The organism is Flavobacterium sp. (genome assembly GCF_004211145.1).
Taxonomy (GTDB): domain Bacteria; phylum Bacteroidota; class Bacteroidia; order Flavobacteriales; family Flavobacteriaceae; genus Flavobacterium.
The window spans coordinates 94602-116521 of the sequence record NZ_SEBS01000006.1; the positions used below are offsets into that span (position 1 = coordinate 94602).

Annotated in this window: 22 protein-coding genes and 1 riboswitch; of the genes, 9 read left to right on the forward strand and 13 right to left on the reverse strand. The window is 47.6% G+C overall.

All coding sequences use genetic code 11. From position 1 onward, the window contains the following. Positions 1-371 precede the first annotated feature (371 nt). Genes EOO50_RS04350 through EOO50_RS04360 form a run of 3 tightly spaced genes read right to left on the reverse strand, consistent with a single transcriptional unit; the run spans position 372 to position 2734 of the window. Positions 372-797 (reverse strand): hypothetical protein, encoded by a 426-nt coding sequence (locus tag EOO50_RS04350; protein ID WP_290838230.1) that lies wholly within the window; start codon positions 795-797, stop codon positions 372-374. Positions 798-808: 11 nt separating this feature from the next. Further along, complete coding sequence (locus EOO50_RS04355; protein WP_290838232.1) at positions 809-1267, reverse strand: hypothetical protein; 459 nt, start codon at positions 1265-1267, stop codon at positions 809-811. 48 nt (positions 1268-1315) lie between these two features. Continuing rightward, positions 1316-2734 (reverse strand): MATE family efflux transporter, encoded by a 1419-nt coding sequence (locus tag EOO50_RS04360; protein WP_290838233.1) that lies wholly within the window; start codon positions 2732-2734, stop codon positions 1316-1318. 258 nt (positions 2735-2992) lie between these two features. On the opposite strand from EOO50_RS04360, the gene EOO50_RS04365 reads away from it, so the two are divergent. Further along, positions 2993-3529: a YceI family protein gene (locus tag EOO50_RS04365; RefSeq protein ID WP_290838234.1), complete on the forward strand. Its 537-nt coding sequence runs from the start codon at positions 2993-2995 to the stop codon at positions 3527-3529. Positions 3530-3635: 106 nt separating this feature from the next. Here the strand turns inward: EOO50_RS04365 and EOO50_RS04370 are convergent, their stop codons facing one another. Then, complete coding sequence (locus tag EOO50_RS04370) at positions 3636-4004, reverse strand: hypothetical protein (RefSeq protein WP_290838235.1); 369 nt, start codon at positions 4002-4004, stop codon at positions 3636-3638. A gap of 217 nt (positions 4005-4221) precedes the next feature. Here EOO50_RS04370 and EOO50_RS04375 point away from each other — a divergent pair, with 217 nt between their 5' ends. Continuing rightward, positions 4222-4788: a pseudouridine synthase gene (locus EOO50_RS04375; RefSeq protein ID WP_290838237.1), complete on the forward strand. Its 567-nt coding sequence runs from the start codon at positions 4222-4224 to the stop codon at positions 4786-4788. Here EOO50_RS04375 and EOO50_RS04380 read toward each other — a convergent pair. From EOO50_RS04380 to EOO50_RS04395, 4 genes are read right to left on the reverse strand one after another with little or no spacing between them, the layout of a single operon-like run. Continuing rightward, on the reverse strand, positions 4785-5297 hold the full coding sequence (locus EOO50_RS04380; protein ID WP_290838238.1) for a hypothetical protein: 513 nt from the start codon (positions 5295-5297) through the stop codon (positions 4785-4787). The genes EOO50_RS04375 and EOO50_RS04380 overlap by 4 nt on opposite strands. A gap of 28 nt (positions 5298-5325) precedes the next feature. Then, positions 5326-6111, reverse strand: a complete 786-nt coding sequence (locus EOO50_RS04385; RefSeq protein WP_290838239.1) for an ABC transporter ATP-binding protein — start codon at positions 6109-6111, stop codon at positions 5326-5328. Continuing rightward, on the reverse strand, positions 6111-7139 hold the full coding sequence (locus tag EOO50_RS04390; RefSeq protein ID WP_290838240.1) for an iron ABC transporter permease: 1029 nt from the start codon (positions 7137-7139) through the stop codon (positions 6111-6113). Before EOO50_RS04390 ends, EOO50_RS04385 begins: the two co-directional genes overlap by 1 nt. Continuing rightward, positions 7139-8278 (reverse strand): ABC transporter substrate-binding protein, encoded by a 1140-nt coding sequence (locus EOO50_RS04395; RefSeq protein WP_290838242.1) that lies wholly within the window; start codon positions 8276-8278, stop codon positions 7139-7141. Before EOO50_RS04395 ends, EOO50_RS04390 begins: the two co-directional genes overlap by 1 nt. 90 nt (positions 8279-8368) lie before the next feature. Continuing rightward, positions 8369-8559: riboswitch (cobalamin riboswitch) on the forward strand. A gap of 29 nt (positions 8560-8588) precedes the next feature. Here EOO50_RS04395 and EOO50_RS04400 point away from each other — a divergent pair. Continuing rightward, complete coding sequence (locus tag EOO50_RS04400; RefSeq protein ID WP_290838243.1) at positions 8589-10424, forward strand: TonB-dependent receptor; 1836 nt, start codon at positions 8589-8591, stop codon at positions 10422-10424. A 1-nt stretch (position 10425) separates the two neighbouring features. Continuing rightward, entirely contained in the window at positions 10426-11493 is a 1068-nt protein-coding gene (locus EOO50_RS04405; protein ID WP_290838245.1) for a DUF5074 domain-containing protein, read from the forward strand. A 78-nt stretch (positions 11494-11571) separates the two neighbouring features. Here EOO50_RS04405 and EOO50_RS04410 read toward each other — a convergent pair whose 3' ends face one another. From EOO50_RS04410 to EOO50_RS04420, 3 genes are all read right to left on the reverse strand, one after another. Then, on the reverse strand, positions 11572-12192 hold the full coding sequence (locus tag EOO50_RS04410) for an N-acetylmuramoyl-L-alanine amidase (RefSeq protein ID WP_290838246.1): 621 nt from the start codon (positions 12190-12192) through the stop codon (positions 11572-11574). 21 nt (positions 12193-12213) lie between these two features. Beyond that, on the reverse strand, positions 12214-12837 hold the full coding sequence (locus EOO50_RS04415) for an N-acetylmuramoyl-L-alanine amidase (RefSeq protein ID WP_290838247.1): 624 nt from the start codon (positions 12835-12837) through the stop codon (positions 12214-12216). Positions 12838-13028: 191 nt separating this feature from the next. Next, positions 13029-14468, reverse strand: a complete 1440-nt coding sequence (locus EOO50_RS04420) for a S41 family peptidase (protein WP_290838249.1) — start codon at positions 14466-14468, stop codon at positions 13029-13031. Positions 14469-14635: 167 nt separating this feature from the next. Here EOO50_RS04420 and EOO50_RS04425 point away from each other — a divergent pair, with 167 nt between their 5' ends. From EOO50_RS04425 to EOO50_RS04440, 4 genes are read left to right on the forward strand one after another with little or no spacing between them, the layout of a single operon-like run. Continuing rightward, on the forward strand, positions 14636-15145 hold the full coding sequence (locus tag EOO50_RS04425; RefSeq protein ID WP_290838250.1) for an RNA polymerase sigma factor: 510 nt from the start codon (positions 14636-14638) through the stop codon (positions 15143-15145). Beyond that, positions 15132-15581, forward strand: a complete 450-nt coding sequence (locus EOO50_RS04430) for a hypothetical protein (protein ID WP_290838251.1) — start codon at positions 15132-15134, stop codon at positions 15579-15581. The genes EOO50_RS04425 and EOO50_RS04430 overlap by 14 nt, the downstream gene beginning before the upstream one ends. 12 nt (positions 15582-15593) lie before the next feature. Next, complete coding sequence (locus tag EOO50_RS04435; protein ID WP_290838252.1) at positions 15594-16127, forward strand: DUF4252 domain-containing protein; 534 nt, start codon at positions 15594-15596, stop codon at positions 16125-16127. 6 nt (positions 16128-16133) lie between these two features. Then, on the forward strand, positions 16134-16676 hold the full coding sequence (locus EOO50_RS04440; RefSeq protein WP_290838254.1) for a DUF4252 domain-containing protein: 543 nt from the start codon (positions 16134-16136) through the stop codon (positions 16674-16676). Between the two features lie 44 nt (positions 16677-16720). Here the strand turns inward: EOO50_RS04440 and EOO50_RS04445 are convergent, their stop codons facing one another. After that, entirely contained in the window at positions 16721-17614 is an 894-nt protein-coding gene (locus EOO50_RS04445) for a MerR family transcriptional regulator (RefSeq protein WP_290838255.1), read from the reverse strand. A 322-nt stretch (positions 17615-17936) separates the two neighbouring features. Between EOO50_RS04445 and EOO50_RS04450 the strand changes: the two genes are divergently transcribed. Then, the gene (locus EOO50_RS04450; RefSeq protein WP_290838256.1) at positions 17937-20759 is read left to right on the forward strand and encodes a hybrid sensor histidine kinase/response regulator; all 2823 of its coding nucleotides are present in this window, start codon (positions 17937-17939) and stop codon (positions 20757-20759) included. On the opposite strand, the gene EOO50_RS04455 is transcribed toward EOO50_RS04450, so the two are convergent. Then, positions 20756-21655, reverse strand: a complete 900-nt coding sequence (locus EOO50_RS04455; protein WP_290838257.1) for a DUF72 domain-containing protein — start codon at positions 21653-21655, stop codon at positions 20756-20758. The genes EOO50_RS04450 and EOO50_RS04455 overlap by 4 nt on opposite strands. Positions 21656-21920 lie beyond the last annotated feature (265 nt).

A 21920-nucleotide genomic window follows, 5' to 3' on the forward strand; every position in this document is an offset into this window, starting at 1 on the left:
AATGCCTTTGGCGGGGCGTGAGAGTGACGAATGACGAAAGACGAGTGATGAAGGACTGGTTTGGGGAATGCCTTTGGCGGGGAATGAGGATGACGAATGACGAAAGACGAAAGACGAAGGACTGGTTTGGGGAATGCCGTTGGCGGGGAGTGAGGATGACGAATGACGAAAGACGAATGATGAAGGACTGGTTTGGGGAATGCCGTTGGCGGGGAGTGAGGATGACGAATGACGAATGACGAATGATGAAGGACTGGTTTGGGGAATGCCTTTGGCGGATACTGTAATGGTCGAAAGTCGAAAGTCGAAGGTCGGGATTTGGGAATGCCTTTGTTGGGAAGATTTGTGCGTGACGTTATTTGTTGAGTTGATCAGTTCGAAATCGGAAGATCGAAGTAGATGATTTTTGTGGCTTTGTCATTTTGTTTTTCGCGAGGTTTTTTCTTTTCGGGAGGAATTGTTCTTGAATATAAGACCTCGACTTTTCCTTTGATCGACGAAATGTTCGCGATATTTTCAGTTGCTGTAATATAAACGCTCAGGTCAAACCAGCGGCGTTCGGTTGTGTCGCGCTTGGAGATCGAGCTGTCTTTGTAGAAAATTTCTGTTTCAAGGATTCGCGTCATCACAATTTTGATGTTTGGCTCGGAGTTCTTCAAATTCACGGCTAAACTTCGGATGATTTTCCCAGGAGGTAAGGTGTCATATCTGGTTTCTATCGACGTCAAGCGCACGTCCTGGCCGCGGGCAATTACCGCATTCACAAAAACAAAAAGCAGTACGATCAGATTTTTCAATACCATCGAATTTATTTGATAGCCGATAAAAAGTCACGACCTAAGTCCTCATATTCGCCCGTCAAATAATCAAACTCCTCGCGCACGAGTTTCAACGTGCCGTAAATTTTGGAATCGGCGAGATAATACGAATCGTCCAAGCCCATTCCGCCGATGAATTCCCCGGTTTCGCGGAACACTTCGATGCTGGCTTGCTCGACGGTGTAGCAGGCCTGTTTCAAATTTATCTGGTCTGATTTCAATCGGATTGAAGTCAGCCCGAAGACAATTGGCCAGAGTTCCGAATCTATCTTATCCGAGTTTTTAAAAAGGATCGAAAGCGTCTCGTTGTTTCCCAAAGTGCCGGCGTCGGTCAAACCCAAGACGTAATCCGTGCGCGTCGCGTCGGTATCGATGATTTTGCGCGCCCAGGTTTCGATGGTATCGGGTCCTATTATAGCTTTCCCGAGCCCGAACCGGAAAATCGTCATTATTTGTCGTTCAGATAAACTCATTCATTTGGGGATTTGTGGTATTTATTATACTTTCACGGTCTTCCATCGGCCGCGCTTAAATAATATCAGGCCAGCAATCGCAATCGCGGTTTCTGACACCGGGATCGCGACGAAAACGCCTACAGGTCCAAGGTCAAAATATTTTGCGAGAACATATCCCAAAGGAATCTGAAAAAACCAAAATCCGAACAAATTTACCCACGTCGGTGTTTTCGTGTCGCCGGCTCCGTTGAACGCGTTGATCATCACCATCCCGATGCCGTAGAAAATATAACCGCATGCCATAATCCTAACGGCTTTTACGCCGATTTCGCGTACGGCCGGGTCATTACTGAAGATTCCAGCGAGCCATTCGGCGCACAAAAGTGAAATGCACATCACGATTCCCATGTAGATGGCGTTGAACCTCGCGGTCACCAAAACCGATTTTTCGGCTCGTTCCACCTGGTTCGCCCCAAGATTTTGCCCTACGAGCGTCGCCGCCGCATTACTCAATCCCCAAGCGGGCAACATAAAAAACATCATGAGGCGCAACGACGTTTGGTATCCCGCCGATCCGACGTCTCCACCGGTCGTGGCGACCAATTGCGCTAGGAAAATCCAGCTGCACGACGCGATTACGAACTGTCCGACGGCGGGCGTCGCGATCTTTACGAGCGCCTTTATCTGTTCCCAATCGGGAATGAAATGTGAAATCGTGATCTTGAGCAGGCCTTTGCCGTTGAACAAATGCCAGACTTGATAGATCACACCGATGCTTCGGCCCAGAGTCGTCGCGATCGCGGCTCCCGTCAATCCGAACGCGGGAATCGGTCCGAACCCGTTTATGAAAATCGGACACAAAATAATGTTGCAGATGTTCGCGATCCACAAACTTTTCATCGCGATCGCTGCATTTCCCGCGCCGCGAAATACGCCGTTGATCAGGAACAGCAACATGATGACGATGCTTCCGCCCATCATGATCCTGATGAACGGCGTACCGTAAAGTGCCGCAGCTTTTGAAGCGCCCATGAGCATTAGGATGTCGGTAGCGAAAATGACGCCCGTGATGCTGATCACGACGTTGATTCCGAACGCGATCAAAATGGCCTGCATGCCCGCTTTGGCCGCGGCTTCAGGATTTTTCTCTCCGACGCGTCTCGCGACTACGGCCGTTGCCGCCATGCTGATTCCGATAGCCAACGAATAGATGATCGTGAGCACCGATTCGGTCAACCCGACGGCCTGGATCGCGAAACTGCTGTGTTCCAAATGCCCGACGAAATACAAGTCGACGAGCGCGAATACCGATTCCATCATCATTTCGAGCATCATCGGAATTGCCAACAAAATGACCGAAAGCCTTATGCTTACCGTCGTGAAGTCGGCTTCCTCGCCTTTGATGGAACGTTTTATAATTGAGAATAGGGCCGATATTCTGCCTGTGAAAGTTTGTGACATGTTGTGATTGTTATAATTCGAATGAGGCGAATCGCGACGTGCGCTGCCTTTTAAAAGCCTGGTGGAAGTGTCCTCGATTAAAAAGTGAGCACGGCTGAAACAATCATAGTCGGGAATTCTAGAGAAACAAAAATAGGGTTATTTTTTTTAACCGATGTGCCGAAACGATTCCTGCGATCGTACTTTAACGTAAATTTCACCCGATTGTATTTTGAAAAACCGCGGGATTGCCCGTAACTTTAAGCAAAATAAAACACCATGAAAACCACTTTTTGGGAAATCGATCCCGCTCACTCTGAAATACATTTCAAGATCCGACATTTGGTCATCTCGACCGTAACCGGTGCTTTCCGGATTTTTAAAGGCACGCTCGAAAACGACGATCCCGAGAATTTCGAGGACGCGCGTATCGAAGCTACCATAGATGTTTACGGAATCGATACGAATGAAACCGATAGGGACGAACATCTAAAATCTCCCGAATTCTTCGACGCCGACAAATTCCCTGAAATCAATTTCAAATCGACGTCGTTCAAGCACAGGACGGGCGATCACTACGATCTCATCGGGAATTTGACACTCAAGGGAATCACGAAAGAAGTAAAGCTAGAGGTTTTGTTCGGAGGGGAAGCTAAAGACGGTTTCGGAATTTTCCGCGCGGGTTTTGAAATAAACGGCACGTTCAAACGCAAGGACTTCGGGTTGGTTTATGACGGAATCACTGAAGGCGGCGGATTGGTTTTGGGTGAAGAGGTGAAGTTGGCTGCGAACGTGCAGTTTGTTCGGAAAGAATAGTAAATTTTTTATTTTTACCGCCTATAAAAAAGTTGCCGCGGATTCAAGAATTCAAGTTTTGAGAAATGAATTCGCGAATTCGCGGCAATTTTTTAAACATGTTTGATTATTCATCAAGTTCCATGTTTCCGCGGTTCTCGTGATTATCCCGGTGCGATGGCGAACTGTATCGTTGCGCGTCGTCATAGTTATGATCTTCTTTGCCGTCGGCTTTCTCGTCGTAGATTTCATTCGCACGAGACAAACTTTCGCTTTCACTCCAACCGCGCTCGCCGTCGCTTGTCATGTGCGCATCACGCGCTCGGTCCACAAATCTTGAATTTCCTTGGGCGTCGGTTTCGCGTTCTTTCACGTGTTTCGCGGGATTGTAGTCGTCGGGAATATTTTCTCCGCTGAAACCTTCGTTCAAGTCGCCTTTCTGTTGGTCGTTGTTCCAGGTTTTCGAACCCAGATCCTTGTTGTGTGTAGTATCCATGGTGTAGTTTTTTTGTAGTATAATAGTACGGATTTCCGCTCGCGATTGCCAATGGTTTAACATTGCTTTATCTTTGCGGGGGAATATCGTTGAAATCGTATGAAATCGACGGAGTTAGCTAAAATGACCCTGACAGGGTGTTTTTTAAATCGTTGGTAAACAGTAATTTAATCTGATTTCAAACGAGCAATTTTCCAAAAGCAATAAATCCGCAGCGATGCAACACAGGCATTTTTTAATTTTCAAACCATACGGCTATCTGAGCCAGTTCGTCTACAACCTAAAGCGCAACAAGAAACTGCTGGGGGAATTGCACGATTTCCCCGATGGAACCATGGCAATCGGCCGCCTCGACGAAGATTCCGAGGGTTTGCTATTCTTGACGACCGACGGAATGATGAGCGAAATCGTGCGCGGTAAACATCTTCAAAAGGAATATTACGTACAGGTCGATGGCGTCATGACGACCGAAGCCGTCGATTTGATCAAGGCCGGTGTCGAAATCGGATTCGATGGCAAGAAATACATCACGCGAAAGTGCGACGCGAAATTGATCGACGTTCCTGATTTACCAATGAGATCTTATAAAATCCGCGATGATCGCCACGGCCCGACGAGTTGGGTTTCGATCACGGTATCGGAAGGGAAATTTCGACAGGTGCGCAAAATGACCGCTGCCGTTGGTTTTCCCACGTTGCGATTGGTTCGCGTCCGAATAGGAAACGTTTGGCTCGGCGATCTACAACCCGGCGACGTGCGCGAAGTCGAAAATCTCGTGCCTTAATCCAAAGTGGTTTGCGACATGAACGCGACGAAAGAATCGACGATTTTCTGGGCCGTTTTTTCTAGAGACGGTTTCGCGTCGAGGTAATCGGCTTTGAGTTTTCCTTCAGAATTGAAGAACTTGAGCGGATCCAGATCGACGCGGTTTTTCCCCATATAAACCTCGGCCACCGAGAATTTCACACGCAACGTGCGTTCGAGATAATCGATCTTGAGCGTGTATTTTATACGATGCTGGAACGTTTCGCCACGATTTCTATAGTAAAACGCATTCATTTTGTAGGCGTCGATCTTCAAGCCGTTTTCGCTCACATCATAGACATCGTAGCCGAACTCGTTCCTTTCGTTGTACGCCATGACCCAGCCACGGATGCGACTTTCGAGCTTGTCGACGGGAACGTTTGGTTTTGGGATTTCAAACGACTGGAAACCGTCAGGCGTGAATTCCATAGTGACTTGGGCGAGTAGAGGTGCAGACGTAAACAAGAATAATAGCAGCAATTTTTTCATCGGGAAGTTGTGTTTACTCAAATATAACTCAAATTCCGCTGAAAACGAAACGTTGTTTTTCACGGTCGAAAACGATGCCGTCGTCGGCGAAAAGCGTGTCGAAAATTCCGTCCGATGTCAATCGTTGCGGATTTGCCTGCGTGATCTTGTTGGGCGTCATTACGATGATTTCGTCGCTGAGCTGGATCGCCATATCGATGTCGTGCGTCGAAAACAAAACGCATTTTCCGGTTTCGGAACTCAACTTTTTGAGCAGTTTGAACATGGCGGCCTTGTGCTGCAAATCCAAATGCGTCGTGGGCTCATCGAGTACGATCAATGGCGTGTTTTGAGCCAAGGCGCGCGCCACGAGTACGTTTTGAAGTTGTCCGTCGCTGATCTGGAAATGTTTGCTTGAGGCGAGATGGGAAGTTCCCGTGAGTCGCATCGCTTCGTTGACTTGCGTAATATCTTCAGGCGACAATTTACCGATCCAATTCGTATACGGTTGGCGTCCGAGTGCGATGAGTTCGAAAACGGTCAGGTTGCTCGGCGGTAGTTTTTCGGTCAGGACAAGACTCAGTTTTTGCGAAAGTTCGGCCGACGAATAATTTCCGACAGATTGTCCATCGAGCAACACTTCGCCTTGAAGCGGTCGCTGGATGCCCGTCAAAGTCCGCAACAGCGTCGATTTCCCGATGCCGTTCGCCCCGATCAATGAAATTAGTTTTCCGGCTTCAAGCGAAATCGAAATTTCATTCGCGATGACCGTTTCGCTTTTCTTCGAACGATAACCGATACTTAAGTTGTTTGTATGTAAGATGCGTTTTTCCATCACGAGAAATTTCGTTTTCGCATGAGCAGCCAAATCACGACGGGCGCGCCGATTATCGATGTTATGGCGTTGATAGGCAATATGATTTCGGTTCCCGGGAATTGGCACAAAATATCGCAAAGCAACATGATGATCGCCCCGAAAAGCAAGGTCGCCAAGAACAAGATCCTGTGGTTGCTCGTCCTGAAAAGCAACTTCGCCATGTGCGGAACGGAAAGCCCGACGAATGCGATCGGACCCGCAAAAGCCGTGATGCTTCCCGCGAGCAAACTCGTGGCGATGATGATCAGGAATTGTGTGCGTCGGTAATTCAATCCGAGGCTTTTCGCGTAATTTTCACCGAGCAACAATGCGTCCAAAGGTTTGATGCACAGAATCGAAAGCAGCAATCCGACAAAAACCGCGCTGCCTAGGATCAGGATCGAAAGCCACGACAGGTTCCCGAGATTTCCCATCGCCCAGAACGTGAATTTCTGCAATTGTTCGGCCGTTGAAAAATAGGTCAGAACGCCCACGATCGCGCTTGCGAAGCTCCCGAACATCAATCCGACGATCAGAATCGCCATCGTATCGCGCAATCGTTGGGAAACGGCTAAAACCGCCAGCAAAACCACGAAACTCCCGATGCAAGAAGCGAAAATGATTCCGTAAGACGAAAGCGCCAATCCGCCCAAAAAAGAGGGCAGGAATCCGGCGCCGAGAACGATGAACGCCACGCCTAAACTCGAACCGGAACTCAAACCCAAAACATACGGGCCAGCGAGCGGATTCCGGAACAACGTCTGCATGAGCAACCCGCTGATCGACAATCCCATTCCAGCCAAAATCGCAGTAATGGCTTTTGGTAACCGGTAATTTAAAATGATGTAATCCCAAGTTGCCTTCGATGCGCTTCCGCCCGTCAACCGTTCGAAAACGTCGCGAGCCGGAATGTGTACGGGACCGAGCGAAATGTCCAAAAAGAACAACGTCGCCGCCGCGGCAAACAGCAGTAAAAACAGGCGCCAATATTGCGGGGCGTTCGGCATCAGTCGAGTTTTTCGAAGAAGTAGAGTTCGTAGTCGGGCAACAATTCGGGATGCAGTATTTTTACGATGTCCTTGATTACGAGATCAGGTCGGTTAGGGGCGAGCTCGTAATAGATCACGCCGCCCGTTTTTCCTTTTTTCGACGAAAACGAATAGACTTTTTTGTCTTTGTAGGCCTTGAATTGGGCGTAATGGCTGTTGGCCGCGGTCATTTCTTTCAAGCTTGTGAATTGTCCGGGCCCGATCCAGAATTCGGCGTTCGATGCTTCGTTGAGCACGGCTTCAAACGGCAGTGATAAACTTCCCGTTCCTTTGCTTTCGCTCCATAAATAATCGCCTCCGCCTTGCGCGATGAGGTCGGCGCCCCAACTTTTCCCGTCGGGCAAATACCATTTGTTTTCGTACATCGCGCCCGCCATCACGGTCGGTTTTGATTTTGCGTCTTTTACGAGTGCGAGCGTGGCGTTGTATTCGGTTTCTATGTCGGTAAAAATCTTGTTGGCCTCGTCTTCGAGACCGTAAAGCGCGCCGAAAAGTTTGATCCATTCGGCTTTTCCGAGCGATGTTTGTTCGTTCCAGTCGCCGTTGAGCACGATTTTCAAACCGCTTTTCTTTAGGTTTTCAAGCGTTTGGTTGTTGTTGTCGATGCCATAGCCGATGATTACGCCAGGATTCAAATCGATGATGACTTCAGTATTCAGGCTTTGGTTGTTTCCGAGTTCCTTGATTTTTTTGGCGTCTATTCGCGCCCGGATTTTCTCGGACGAAATGTAATCGAGATTCGGAAATCCGACCAAAGAATTCTCGACGCCGAGCATTTCCAATGACGGAACATGCGTCGTCGATGTCGCGATAATCGTCTTCACGGGAACGTTCACGTGTTCATAACCGGAAAGGCTGTCCGGAATTTTCGCGCCTTTTTCGACAAGCACGTAGTTGTAGTTCATGGACGCGTTCGGCCACGGGTTGTTCACCTTTACGACCGAATAATCCCCATAATCGTAAATCGCGAGACCTGCGGCGTATTTGACCGAATTTTCGATTTTCTCAGCGCTTTTTCTATCGGTTTCCGATTGCTTGCATCCAACGAGTAAGACGGCAGAAATAATCGCGACAACGTTCAGGAATTGGTTTTTCATGTAAAGTTTTTCTTGGTTGCAAAGGTAGAAGTTCGTTTCGTTTTTTGGGTTTGCGTGCGATTATTTTGCAAAATCGAAAGGAATCGCGTTATCTTTGCCGCGAATTGAGGTTGCCTTTCCGAATCATCTGGGAAGCATTAAAAGGGAACCGGGTTTAAATCCCGGGCTGTACCCGCAACTGTAAGCTAAAAAGCCTGTCGTTACCCGCTGCCACTGTATTTACGGGAAGGCCGACGACCAGGACGCAAGCCAGGAGACCTGCCTTAGTTATAACGAATATCGAATCTTCGGGAACAAGGATTCAGAGATTATGACTGCGAAAAAGCTGTTTTTCTTTATCGGACTTTTAATGTGCCAGACGATTTTGGCGCAGACCGACACCATTGCGTTGCACGACGTGACGGTTTCAGATGCGCAGTTGAAGCGTTTTTCCACGGCACAGCATGTCATTTCGCTCAATGATTCGACTTTGCGCGGCAACAGCGTTTCCCTGGCGACTTTACTCCAGTTCAATTCGGGTTTGTATATCAAGGAAAACGGCTTGGGCAGCGGCGTCGCGTCTCCGTCTTTTCGCGGTACGACGGCCCAGCAGACCGCTGTCGTTTGGAACGGCATCAACATCAATTCGCAATTTAACGGTCAGACGGATTTTAATACGATTGCAACTTCGGGCTTCAATTCGGTCGACGTGCGATCAGGCGGCGGCAGCGTGATTTACGGCAGCAGCGCGATCGGCGGAAGCATTCACTTGAACAACGATATACGTTTCGGAAATCATTTCGAGAATACGGTGGTCGCGTCATACGGAAGTTTCGACACGAGGAATGTTTTTTATCGCGCCGACATCGGGACTGAAAAATTCGCGCTTCAGGCGACGGTTTCGCGAAATGCATCGGATAACGATTACGAATTCCCCAACGCAACGCGCGACAACATAAACGGCCAATTTGAGAATACAGGCTTGAATTTGGCTTCGGGTTATAAACTCAACGCAAAGAATTACGTGCGCTTCTACAGTCAGGTTTTCGACGGCGAGCGACATTTCCCGTTGTTGACGCCCACCGATACCAAGACGAAATATCGCGACTTCAACACGCGCAATCTGCTCGAATGGGTGAATCTGCAGACGAATTTCACGTCCAAATTCAAGTTGGCCTACTTGAATGAGAATTATACGTATTTCGGAAATGTCACGAACGATTCGCACAGTTACGGAGCGGCGGAAACGTTTATCGCGCGTTATGATTTGACGTACGAATTTGGCGCAAAAGCTTCGCTGAACGCGATCACCGATTATACCCAAACGAGCGGACGAGGCAGCGATGTCGACGATCACAGGCGCGACATCGGATCGGGCGCATTGTTGTTCAAGCATAAGGTTTTGAAAAGATTGACGTACGAAATCGGCGTGCGAAAAGAGATTACAGGCAATTACGACAGCCCGGTTTTGTATTCGGTCGGCGCAAATTACAAGGTTGCCGATTTTTATGACATCCGATTGTCAGGCTCGCGCAATTTCCGAATCCCGACCTTCAACGATCTGTATTGGGCCGACGGCGGGAATCCCGATCTCAAGCCCGAATCGTCGTACCAAGGTGAAATCGGAAACGATTTCAAATTCAAGAACGTCACGATTTCGGTCAACGGTTATTACATGAAAATCAAGGATATGATCCAATGGCTTCCGGGAACGACGGCTTCGTGGTTTCCGCAGAACGTGAATCGCGTCGAGGCGTATGGCGCAGAAATTGTGGCGGACGCGCAACGTCGTATCGGAAAGCATGAAATCAAGTTCAACGGTACATATTCGTACACGATTTCAGAGAACGAAAAAACGCAAAACCAATTGATTTACGTGCCGTTCCATAAAGCCACGGCGTCGATCGCTTACGGTTACCGAAAGTTTTCAGCCAACGTACAAAGCCTTTTCAATGGGGAAGTTTTTACGAGGAGCGACAATAACGAACGATATAATCTCGACGCGTATTCGGTTGCGAATGCGGGAATTGCGTACGATTTCGGAACAAAAAATACCTATCGGCTCGGTTTCCAGGTGCGCAATTTCCTCGATGCCGAATATTATACGATGGAACGCCGGCCGTATCCGGGAAGAAACTATAACCTATCACTAATCCTAATTTTATAAAATGAAACTCAACAAACTATTTTTATCGGCAATCGCGGGCTCGCTTTTGTTCGTGTCTTGTAAAAGCGACGACGACAATTCGGTCGTATTGCCACTCGGAAATTACGACAACGGCGTTCTGGTGCTCAACGAAGGCGGCATCGGGACTGTCACATACGTCAACAACGATTTGACGACGACGCAACAAGATATTTTTGCTGTCGTGAACGGCGATGCGAACGATTTGGGCGCGTACGCACAATCGATGTTTTTCGACGGCGACCGCGCGTTCATCATCTCGAATGGATCGAACAAGATCACCGTCGTAAACCGTTACACGTTCGAATACATCGGTGCGATCACGACAGGTTTGACCGTTCCGCGTTATGGAGTCGTGTTCGACGGAAAGGCGTACGTGACGAATTCGAACACATTCGGAAGCGACACGAATCCCACAGGTTTTACCGATGATTTCATCGCTGTGATCGATTTGGGAAGTCTTGCCCTTGAAGATCCGATCGCGGTGAACAACCAGGCGGAACGTCTTGTCGTCAACAACGGAAAATTATACGTTTCAGGAGGTTTTTACGGTTCGGGAACTGATTTGACAGTAATCGACGCAGCCACGAAATCGGTCGTTTCGACGATTACAGTTGGCGAATCTCCAAACTCGCTTGAGGTCGACAACGGCGTGTTGTATGTGCTTTGTTCAGGTTACACAGGTCCAAGCAAGATCGTAAAGGTAAGTTTGTCGACCGATACGGTTACGAGTGAAGTCCCGTTCGCGATTTCGATGGGTAATGCTCAGAATCTTGACATCGAATCGGGAAAATTGTATTTCACGGTCGGGCCGAAAATCTACGAATTCAACACGACAACGACGTCAGTGATCGACACGCCGTTCATTAGTACCGGGTCGACTTCGAACTATATCGGATATGGTTTCGCGGTGAACGACGGGAAAATTTACATCTCGGAAGCGGCCGACGATTTTTCTTCGGACGGACGTATTTTGGTGTATTCGACGGGAACGGCCCAATTGGCTGACCTGGCCGTTGGTTTGGGACCGAACGGTTTCTACTTCAACTAAGAATAAAATTTTTAGAAAAAGCCCGGATTATCACTGATCGCAAGTGATGATCCGGGTTTTTTCAATTGAGAAATAACGTTATTTCACTTCATTTATCCATTCGAGGATCGTCGTCGCGATTTTTTGTTGTTCCTGATCCGACGTCAAATACTTGCGGTCGTTGTAATTCGTGATATAACCCAATTCGAGCAACACAGTCGGCGCGTTTGAATTTTTGAGGATGTAAAACGGCGCTTCCTGGATTCGGCCGATTTCAAAACTGTGTTTCTCCGACAATTTTTCACCGAGTTTCCCGGCCAGCGAAAATGACTTTTGCTTTTCGACATTGTCTTTCCCGACGTACATTCCGACGCCCGACTTGAATTCTGACGGATTCGCTTCGACGTGCAACGACAACACGACATCAGGATGCAAGGCATTGATCATTTGAGTGCGGTCTTTGAGTTCGGTGAACGTGTCCGAATCTCTCGTCAGATGGATTTCCACGTTCGCGTTTTTGTTTAGCGCTTTGATTTTCTTCGAGATTTGTTCGGTTATCATTTTTTCGGAAATTGCATCGTGCGTTGCTCCGAAATCTTTTCCGCCATGACCTGCATCGATAACGATCACCAATTTATCGCCGCTGTTTTTTGCGGGAACCACGAACGCGAAAGATGCCAAGGCGGCAGTCGCGATCAATACTTTGAATTTGTTTTTCATGAGATAGGTTTTAAGTTGGACTTATTTCAGATCGTTCACACATTCCAGAATGGTGCGCGCGATGCGGCTTTGCTGTTTGTCGTCGGTCAGATAATGTCGGTCGAAATCGTTCGACAAGTAACCGAGCTGCAATACGATTCCCGGCGCTTCCGACTTTGAAAGCACGAAAAACGGCGCTTCCTGAATCTCATCGACTTTGAAATCATGGTTTTTTCGGATGCGGTCGCCGAGTTTCCTGGCGAGCAAAGAAGCGCGTTCCTTCGACGTATTTTCTTTTGCGACGTAGAGCGTGACGCCCGATTTTTCAGGATTCAAACTGCTTCCGACATGCAAGGAAATCACGATATCGGGTTTCGTCGTATTGATGATGTCGGTGCGTTGCTGCAGCGTTACCGGAATGTCGGCCGGACGCGTGAGCGTGATGTTAACGTTTTCGCTGCGGTTCATATCCTTGATTTTCTTGGTGATCTGGGCTACGATTTCCTTCTCGGAATAGCCCTCGAATTGAGCTCCGGCGTCGTTTCCACCGTGGCCGGCGTCGATTACGATCTGGATTTTTTTCGGGTCTTCGAACTTTTCATGTCGGGCAAAGCCAAAGCTAATGGCGATGATTCCCGCGGCGATGAAGGCGAGTGACTTTTTCATGATGCGGTTGTTTGGTTAGATGTTAACGCGTCAATTCTTGCATTAATTGCAAGTACCGTATAAAATGAAAGGCCTGGAAGTTTGTTAAAATGCAGTTTTCAACAATCTTTTGAACTGGACCGAATTGGTTTTCATCACGTTGGAAATAAAAGTGCAACGAGACGCGGCGCTTAATCCTAAGTGTTTAAAACTTAAAATCGTACCGGTAAATTCGCACGTTTGTCGGTAAACATCTGGTCGCGCAAACCATCGAGCGATTTCGAGTCCTTGAAATGCGTGAATGTTTTTTCGGGGTTTTGAGGCAAGCGTCGTCCGTCGCCCGTGATCAGACCGATAGCCGTGGAAAGCAAAGGTTCGTTCGCATCGCCGAGTTCGCCCATGTTCGAAAGGTTTTCCAAAAGCGCGTTGTCGGGCGTCAAACCATTGAAATAATCACCGAAGCCTGCTCCGTTTACCGTTTTTAGCACGATTGGCTGCATCGCGTAGAAATGCGTTTTGTCGGCGCCTTCCTTGTCGAACGAAGCCGAATCGTATAACGTGATAGAACCGACGTTTTTGCCCGTCGTCACATCGCCGATCACAACGACATTCACGTACGGTTCCAGGCCGTTGATCAACAATTCGCTCGCCGACGCCGTACTTCTGGAAGTCAGGATGTAAACGGTCGTCATGTTTAATTTGTTGATCGAATTCCCGTCGATGTCGTTCACGAAACGGTTGATCAGGTTCTCGGGATTGTGGTCGTTGTAATAGTCCTGGAGTTTCGGATTCCATTGCTCGCGCGCGAAAACCTGACCCGTGAATTGGCCCGTGATCATACTCGCGAGATAGCTTGCCGTGCGGATCGAGCCGCCTGAATTGTAGCGCAGGTCCAATACGAAATCGGTGATGTTTTGCGATTTTAAGTTGCCAAACGCGTGATTAAGTGCCAAATCGTAATTCGGATAAAAACCGTTGTACATTAGGTAGCCGATCCTGTGTGTCCCGACTTCGATAACCGTGTTTTCATATACAGGATTTTCCGACAAAACTTCCTTCGTCAACGAAACCGATTCTCCATTCGGCGTGATGTTTCCGTTGTCGTAATCGGCGAGGTTAAGCGTGTAGGTTTCGTTCGCAAGCAATTCCTGGTAATTGTCCACGGTTAGCGGCGTTCCGTTTACGGCGTAGAAGATGTCGCCTCTTGCAATGTTCTTGTCTGAAGCGTCGGAATTCGGTAAAATGTAACGAACCCAACCGAAAATCTCGGTCGTGCTTCCCGATTTGTAGCGCAGCCCGAAATCGACGCCGTTGTTTTTCGTCGTGCCTGAAAGAATGCCTTCGAGGACTCGGTAATCGGAATAGATGACGCTGAATCGGTCGATCGAATTGTCGATACGTAAATCCTGGAACAGTTGGATCGGATCATTTTTAGTTGTGAGCCAATCGTTGAGGTCGGATTGGTTGGCGAAACGGTCGTCGGCCAAATCGGGCGAATCTTCCTGCCACAAATAATAAAGGTTCATGCCTTTCCACACGAAATCTTGGATGCGGATGTTTTTGGGCACGTGATTGGAATCGTCGGTTTGGCAACCTTGGAATCCGCCGAGGCAAATAACGAAAAGCAAAATTATGGAAAAGGATTTTTTCATGGCAAAGATTTTACGCGTGATCGCTCTGTAAAGTACGGATTTTAAAGCTTTCGGGTTTCAATGCGAATGTGTAAATTTAAATCAAACGAAAAAAAATCCAACGGGTTTGTAACAAAAAAAAACAAGCATCGTCTGGCCTTTATAATCGATCAAAAAACAATCACACTATGAACCAGCATGAGTTCATGAAATTAGTAAATCCGTTCAAGGACAAAGTCTTCCGGGTCGCCAAAAGGCTGCTCGTTAGCACGGAGGAAGCCGAAGATGCCACACAAGAAGTCCTCGTCAAACTCTGGAACAAGAACGATAGTCTGGAACAATACAACAGCGTCGAAGCGTTGGCCATGACGATGACCAAGAATTACTGCCTCGACCAGCTCAAGAGCAAACGCGCCGGGAATCTTAAAATTGTACACAACAATTTTACCGATCGTGAAGCGCCGCTCCAAAAGCAAGTGGAAGACCGCGACAATTGGAGTTGGGTAGAGAAGGCGATGAATACATTGCCCGAACAGCAAAAATTGATCGTCCAATTACGGGACGTCGAACAATACGAGTATGAAGAAATCGCCGAAATGCTCGAAATGAACGAAACCGCCATACGGGTTGCGTTGTCAAGGGCGAGGAAAACGATCACAGAATTTATGACAAAAACACACAGCTATGGAATTGCATAAAATAGAATCATTACTAGAAAAATACTTTGAAGGGGAAACGACCATCGCCCAGGAAAACGAGTTGAAAGACTATTTTTCCTCCCAAGATGTTGCGCAGCATCTCGAGCAGTACAGGCCGATGTTCGGTTACTTCGTCAAAGCCAGGGAACAACAATTCGAGCAGACCTTGCCATTACAACCCAGAAAACGAAACGTCGTGAAATGGCTTTCGGTAGCCGCATCGGTTGTTGTCCTGTTAGGCGTAGGAACGTTTGCCTACAACAGCATGCAAACGGCACCAAAAGAAGATTTGGGCACCTACGACGATCCTGAAATCGCCTTCCGCGAAACCCAAAAAGCACTTGATCTGCTTGCAGGCCACGTGAACACGGGAGTGGAAAGCGTAGAATACATCAACGAGTACGAAGCACAAAAAAATTTAGTTTTCAAAAATTAATTTCCTAATACCATGAAAAAGTTAATCCTTATTGCAATAGTCGCTTTGATGCCGACACTGTTTTACGCCCAAACCGCATTCGATAAATTCGACGGACAGGACGATGTGACTGCGGTAGTAGTCAACAAAAAAATGTTCAAGATGATGGGCGAAGTCAAAAACAAGGAATCCCAGCAATATTTGAACCTGATCAAGAAACTCGACAACTTGAAAGTGTTTACGACACAGAGTACGAGAGTTACTTCGGAGATGAAAGTTACGGCCGAAAAATACATCAAGTCAGCCGGTCTTGAAGAATTGATGCGTGTCACCGAGAAAGGACAGAACATCAAAATCCTCGTGAAATCAGGCGCTTCTGAAACCCAGGTTAAAGAGTTGCTCATGTTCATCGAAGGCAGCGGCAAGAACGAAACCGTGCTGATGTCACTTACAGGAGATTTCGATTTGAACGACATCTCATTGCTTACCGATAAAATGAACCTTCCCGGAGGCGACGATCTAAAAAAGGCCACAAAAGGCAGCAAAGGCCCAAAAGGCGGTAAATAATCAGTCATGAAAAAGTTCCTTCCTTTCGCGCTCGCACTGTTGTTTTTGACAGCTTGCAGTTCCGAGCCTTCGCTACAGAAATATTTCGTGGAGAAGTCTGAGAAACCAAATTTCGTCTCGGCTGACATTTCACCATCAATCCTAAACGTAAAGCCCGAATTGCTTACTTCAGAGCAACAGAATGCGCTCAAGACGTTCAAGAAAATGAATGTGCTCGCGTTCCAAAAGAACGATTCGAACGCGACGAGTTACGATGCCGAGTCGGCGAAAGTGAAAGAAATTCTCAAAGACGAGAAATATCAGGAACTCATGCATTTCGGGTCGGGTAAAGACGGTGGATCGATCAGTTTCGTCGGGTCGGAATCGCACATAGATGAATTCGTGCTGTTCGCCAACCGAAAAGAAAATGGTTTTGCAGTCGTCCGCGTCCTTGGCGACGACATGACGCCCGACGGAATCCTGCAAATGGTTTCGCTGCTTCAGAGTTCAAACTTGGATCTCGACCAGCTCAAACCGTTGCAGCAAATCATTTCAAACAACAAAAAGTAAAAGGTTAGTTATAAACGAAAAAGCGCTCCAAAAGGGCGCTTTTTTCATTTGAGACGATCAGATACGGCTTCGAGCGATTCGAACACGCTGAGTCGCGGCTTCGAACCCGCGGCGATCTTCGATCGGCGACCGAGCAGCCACAGTTCGCTGTCGCTTGCCATGATTTCGCGGTAGAACTCATCGACATACGTACTGACTTCTTCGGGTTGCGGTTCCACGGTAAAATACGTGATGTACGTAACATGGTTGAATATTTTTTTTATCTCGCGCAGGCTGTCCAACGGTACGCTTTCGCCCAAATAAACGCTTTTGTAGCCGTTTTCGATGATTTCGTAGTTCAGGTACAGCAATCCCATCTCGTGCAATTCGTGAAGCGGGAGGAAAAGCACGAACACGCGATCGGTCTTCTCGGTAGGACGAAGTTGGACTTTCTCAGTATTCGTATAAATTTTTTGTCGGATCAGGTAACTGATAAAATGTTCATGGGCCGGCGTGATCGTCTCCGATTGCCACAACATACCAATCTCGTCCAACAGCGGCAGAAACACTTCATAAAAAACCTCACGGAACGACTTCTGCGCCAACAACGAGTTGTACGTATTCACGAATGCCGCCTGGTCGAAATTCATCATCGCAATCTTGAACGCGTTTATTGCATGGTGTTTGACGCTTTTCTTGGATACGATCTGGCGCACCATCTCAGGAATGCGTTCTTCAGGCATCGAACCGATCTTGGAAATCTTGTAACCATGTTTGTGCAACAGAACGACATTCAGAAGTTTCTGCAGGTTGTTGGAATCGTAATAACGAATGTTGGTATCTGTTCGCATCGGGCTCAAAATAGCGTAACGTTTTTCCCAGATCCGAATCGTATGCGCCTTGATTCCCGAAAGGTTTTCAAGGTCTTTTATGCTGAAGACTGTTTTGATGTTGTTCATGTTTGTGGTAAAATGCTTAAACAAGGTATAACAAAAAATTCGAAGGTTCAACAATTCTTAAAATCTTACAACGATTCACCGCTAAAATGATAACGTTCACCGCAAATTTGGTCATTGCTTCAAAAAAAAGCAACTTTTGGAAATCCAATAGTGCGATTGTTTCGTAAGTCGCCTCAATTCCACAATGACAAATTGAAATGCCTGAATATTACAATAATCGCAAAGTGCACAAAAAGTGTGTTTTGTCAGAATTTTTCCTGCAAAAGAGTAGGTCGTGTAACAAAAGTTTTTTAAGTTTCCGCACCCAAAAACACCTACTATCGTGAAAAATTTACTCCTATCGGCGGTACTTTTTTTATGCTGCTCTGTCGCGAACGCCCAATTCGTGTTTTCCAGCAAAAATTTACCCGATGAAGTTTCAATCCTCGAAACGTCGTCCATCGCCAATGTCGGCCACGCCAAATTTTCGTTCGACGACATAAAGTCGGGCAAAGTCAAACCTGATTTCAAGTCGGTTAAAGGCCGATTGGGAAACCTCGGTTTCACGAAAGATACCTACTGGGTAAAATTCAGCCTTGAAAACAAACTCGCGGAACCCGTAAAATACTATCTTGAAACAGCTGAACCCGTTACCGACAATGTCGACCTTTATCTCGTTTCTTCAACAGGCCGAACGTATCTGCAACGCAGCGGCGACAATCTCGCATTCTCAAATCGAGCCGTAGCCGACCGCAAATCGGTGTTCGACATTTCGCTCGACAAAGGCGAAACCGTCCAGGCGTTCATGGAAGTCAAGAACGACGGTGAAAAAAACAACCTGCCGTTAAAGTTGATCAAACCGTCAAAACTGCTGGAGCGCACGTACCACGACCAGTTGATCATGGGGATTTTCTTCGGTATTCTTGCAGTCATCGCGATCACGTATCTGTTTTTCTATTTCGCGCTCAAGGAAACCTCGTTTTTGCATTATTCCTTGTACGTAATGTTCATGGCGCTTTGCCAATTCGCGCTTGACGGTTTTTTCCATCAATATTTCGGCACGGGCGATTCGTGGATTTCGCGACATACCGTGATCATATCGGCGATCCTGAGTTGTTATTTCTTCGGCCGATACAGCGTCACGGTGCTCGACATCAAAAACCAAAACAACATTCTGCACCGATCGTACCAAGCGCTTTTCATCGCGTTGACGGTGTTGCTCGCGGCCGTGCTTTTCATCCCGCCGTTTTTGGAATACGCTTATCCGATAATCAACATTCTCACGATAATCGGCATTCTGCTGATTTTCGCGACTGTCGTCACCAAGTTTGTCCGTAAGCAGGAAATCGACATGTATTACGTGGGCGGCATCGTGATTTTGTTTCTTTGCATCGCGCTTGCGGTTTCGATGAATTTCGGCGTTTTCCCTGACGATTTTGCTACCGACAACATCACGAAACCCGGAATCGCACTTGAGATTATCGCGCTTTCCCTGTCGATGGCCAACCGAATCAAATTATTGAAGACCAAAAAAGAAGAACTTCAAGCCGTCGCGCTTCAGAAATCTGAAGAGATGAATGACATCAAATCGTATTTCCTTTCGAATATGAGCCACGAATTGCGCACGCCTTTGAATGCGATCCTCGGGCTTGTGAGTTCGATGGAAACCGAAACTGACGCTGAAAAAATAAAAGCCAATTGCGACACGATCCGCTACGCATCCCACGGATTGATCTCTTCGGTAAATGATATTTTGGATTTCTCTCGCATCGAAAAAGGCGAATTGCGCCTCGATCATTCCGAATTCAAGATCCAGGAAATATTCGAGAAGCTGCGCGGAACCGTTCGCAAGCAAATCGACGACAAAGGCCTGACATTCAATTTCACGAGCGATGTCGATCCCGGAATTTCGGTTTTTGGCGATGCGACGCGACTCGAACAAATGCTTTACAACTTGTTGGGCAACGCGTGCAAGTTCACCGCCGAAGGTGAAGTCGGATTCAGGATCGACGCTAAAGTCACCGAAAAGAAATTGGGATTGCGCATCTCGATTTCAGACACCGGAGTTGGAATCGCCAAGGAAAAACTCGAATCGGTTTTCGGCCTTTTCTCCCAAAGCCGATTGGACAACAAGCGTAAATTCGGAGGTTTCGGAATCGGGTTGAGCATCGTAAAATCGCTCGTTGATTTACACCAAGGCACGATTTCCCTGGAAAGTGAACTCGATAAAGGCACGGTCTGTACGGTAAACCTCGAATATGAAATCGCCGCGATCGCTGCAAAACCAGTTGAAGTAGCACCAGCTGAAAAAAGCTATGCAGGCAAAAACGTACTTATCGTCGAGGACAACGCCATGAACCAAATGGTCATCAAAATGATGCTCAAAGGTTTGCCCGGACTTACGTTCGCGGTCGCGAACGACGGTTCGGAATGTCTCGAGAAAATGAGCCAGGAACGTTTCGACCTCGTGCTCATGGACCTGCAAATGCCGGTCATGGACGGTTACGAGGCGACTGAAGCGATTCGCGCCGGGAAAACAGGCGATTCGAACACGAACGTTCCAATCATCGTCATCACAGCCGACACTACGCTCGAGAGCAAAGATCGCGTGTTCCAACTCGGCGTAAACGATTATACGACCAAACCGATTGACAAGAAAACGCTGTATGCCAAGATGGATGCGGTTTTCTTCGGCGAGAAACCTGTCGTTGAGGAAAAATTGGAACCCGTCGTGAAAAATTATTCCGAAAAGAATTTTCTCATCGTCGAAGACAACGTAATGAACCAGATGGTCATCAAAATGATGCTCAAAAGTCTGGGCGTGCAATTTCAAGTCGCCGCCGACGGAGCCGAATGTCTCGAACTCATGAAACAACAAACGTTCGACCTCGTGCTCATGGATCTGCAAATGCCGGTCATGGACGGTTATGAAGCGACCGAGGCGATCCGCGCAGGAGAAACGGGAACTGAAAATTCAAAAATTCCGATTGTCGTCGTCACGGCCGACACTACACTTGAAAGTAAAGACCGCGTATTCGAACTCGGCGTCGACGATTACCTCACCAAACCGATCGATAAGAAATTATTGTATTCGAAAATCGACAAGATCATTTTTGGCGAAGTGCCGCAGATCGAATTGGTAACGCGTTTACAAGAAACGGCCTAACCTTCATCGAACATCGATTTTTGCGCGTCCTGACGGACTGGAATATGAATATCAAGATTGAATTTCTTATTGACTTCCTTGATGAAATACTCGGCGAGCAAAGGCGATTCGAGTTCGATGTTCTGGTGCACGAAGAAATACAGTTTCTGTAAACCTTCATCACGCCATTTCGCGATGCGTTCCACCCATTCGTCGAGCCGCGTCACATCTGATTTGTGGTTCGCCCCGACGTATCGCACGAACGCCACCGGACTCGTGAGCCGCATGTGCAACATATCGCGCCGTCCGGCCGTATCGACGAGTATGTTCGCCATTCCCAATTCCTCGAGCAGGTTTTCGAATTTCGTTTTCGCGTCTTCATCGCTGAACCATTCGTTATTCCTTACCTCGACGCCAAGCGGAACGCCTTTGGGAAATTCGCGCAATACTTTTTCAAGACGCGTGAAATCCTTCGGTTTGAAATTATCGTGCAATTGCAGGAACGCCATCCCGAGTTTGTCATCGAAATTGCTGATCGCATTGCAGAACGTGTCCACAGGCTCTTTCACCTCGATCAATCGCTTGAAATGCGAAATCGTATTGGTCAGTTTCGGGAAAAACTTGAAACCGTCGGGCGTCTTGTCCTTCCAGGTTTCAATCTGCTTCCAATCGGGCATGCCGTAGAAAGTCGCGTTGAGTTCGATCGAATTGAACTGGGTCGAATAATACGTGAGTTCGTCTTTCGTACCACGCGGATAAAATCCTTTCAATTCGGTCCGATTCCATTTTGCGCAACCGATAGAAACCTCAAAAGGCTTGCTATTCTTGTTTTTCGACAGGATTTTTTTGGTTTCAGGCGCGTCGGGAGGAAGCGTAAAATCGACCTCTCCGGGATTGGGAACTTGTCCGAATATCATAACTTGGAGTTTTACGCTAAGTTACGTTTTTTGGCCAGCTAATCCGGCTGCCGTCTCCAATCTTTTTTGGTCGCTTGCGGTTTTCAGCGCCCAAAACGAGCTTCCTGCGGTCGCTGTTTCAAGCACGAAAACCGTCGGCGCGACCCGCAAAAGGATTTCCGCCGCATCCGGGCTGGAAAGCCGTTCATCATCGCGAGCGTACTTTGGATTTACGATCGGCGTGGGTTCGATTGGGCTTTCACGTCAATCAAATCGCGCCCGATCC

Excerpts from the sequence above, each read along its gene's own strand:
- EOO50_RS04355 (WP_290838232.1), bottom strand. The coding sequence starts at position 1,267 with ATGACGATTTTCCGGTTCGGGCTCGGGAAAGCTATAATAGGACCCGAT.
- EOO50_RS04360 (WP_290838233.1), bottom strand. The coding sequence starts at position 2,734 with ATGTCACAAACTTTCACAGGCAGAATATCGGCCCTATTCTCAATTATA.
- EOO50_RS04365 (WP_290838234.1), top strand. The coding sequence starts at position 2,993 with ATGAAAACCACTTTTTGGGAAATCGATCCCGCTCACTCTGAAATACAT.
- EOO50_RS04370 (WP_290838235.1), bottom strand. The coding sequence starts at position 4,004 with ATGGATACTACACACAACAAGGATCTGGGTTCGAAAACCTGGAACAAC.
- EOO50_RS04375 (WP_290838237.1), top strand. The coding sequence starts at position 4,222 with ATGCAACACAGGCATTTTTTAATTTTCAAACCATACGGCTATCTGAGC.
- EOO50_RS04380 (WP_290838238.1), bottom strand. The coding sequence starts at position 5,297 with ATGAAAAAATTGCTGCTATTATTCTTGTTTACGTCTGCACCTCTACTC.
- EOO50_RS04385 (WP_290838239.1), bottom strand. The coding sequence starts at position 6,111 with ATGGAAAAACGCATCTTACATACAAACAACTTAAGTATCGGTTATCGT.
- EOO50_RS04390 (WP_290838240.1), bottom strand. The coding sequence starts at position 7,139 with ATGCCGAACGCCCCGCAATATTGGCGCCTGTTTTTACTGCTGTTTGCC.
- EOO50_RS04395 (WP_290838242.1), bottom strand. The coding sequence starts at position 8,278 with ATGAAAAACCAATTCCTGAACGTTGTCGCGATTATTTCTGCCGTCTTA.
- EOO50_RS04400 (WP_290838243.1), top strand. The coding sequence starts at position 8,589 with ATGACTGCGAAAAAGCTGTTTTTCTTTATCGGACTTTTAATGTGCCAG.
- EOO50_RS04405 (WP_290838245.1), top strand. The coding sequence starts at position 10,426 with ATGAAACTCAACAAACTATTTTTATCGGCAATCGCGGGCTCGCTTTTG.
- EOO50_RS04410 (WP_290838246.1), bottom strand. The coding sequence starts at position 12,192 with ATGAAAAACAAATTCAAAGTATTGATCGCGACTGCCGCCTTGGCATCT.
- EOO50_RS04415 (WP_290838247.1), bottom strand. The coding sequence starts at position 12,837 with ATGAAAAAGTCACTCGCCTTCATCGCCGCGGGAATCATCGCCATTAGC.
- EOO50_RS04420 (WP_290838249.1), bottom strand. The coding sequence starts at position 14,468 with ATGAAAAAATCCTTTTCCATAATTTTGCTTTTCGTTATTTGCCTCGGC.
- EOO50_RS04425 (WP_290838250.1), top strand. The coding sequence starts at position 14,636 with ATGAACCAGCATGAGTTCATGAAATTAGTAAATCCGTTCAAGGACAAA.
- EOO50_RS04430 (WP_290838251.1), top strand. The coding sequence starts at position 15,132 with ATGGAATTGCATAAAATAGAATCATTACTAGAAAAATACTTTGAAGGG.
- EOO50_RS04435 (WP_290838252.1), top strand. The coding sequence starts at position 15,594 with ATGAAAAAGTTAATCCTTATTGCAATAGTCGCTTTGATGCCGACACTG.
- EOO50_RS04440 (WP_290838254.1), top strand. The coding sequence starts at position 16,134 with ATGAAAAAGTTCCTTCCTTTCGCGCTCGCACTGTTGTTTTTGACAGCT.
- EOO50_RS04445 (WP_290838255.1), bottom strand. The coding sequence starts at position 17,614 with ATGAACAACATCAAAACAGTCTTCAGCATAAAAGACCTTGAAAACCTT.
- EOO50_RS04455 (WP_290838257.1), bottom strand. The coding sequence starts at position 21,655 with ATGATATTCGGACAAGTTCCCAATCCCGGAGAGGTCGATTTTACGCTT.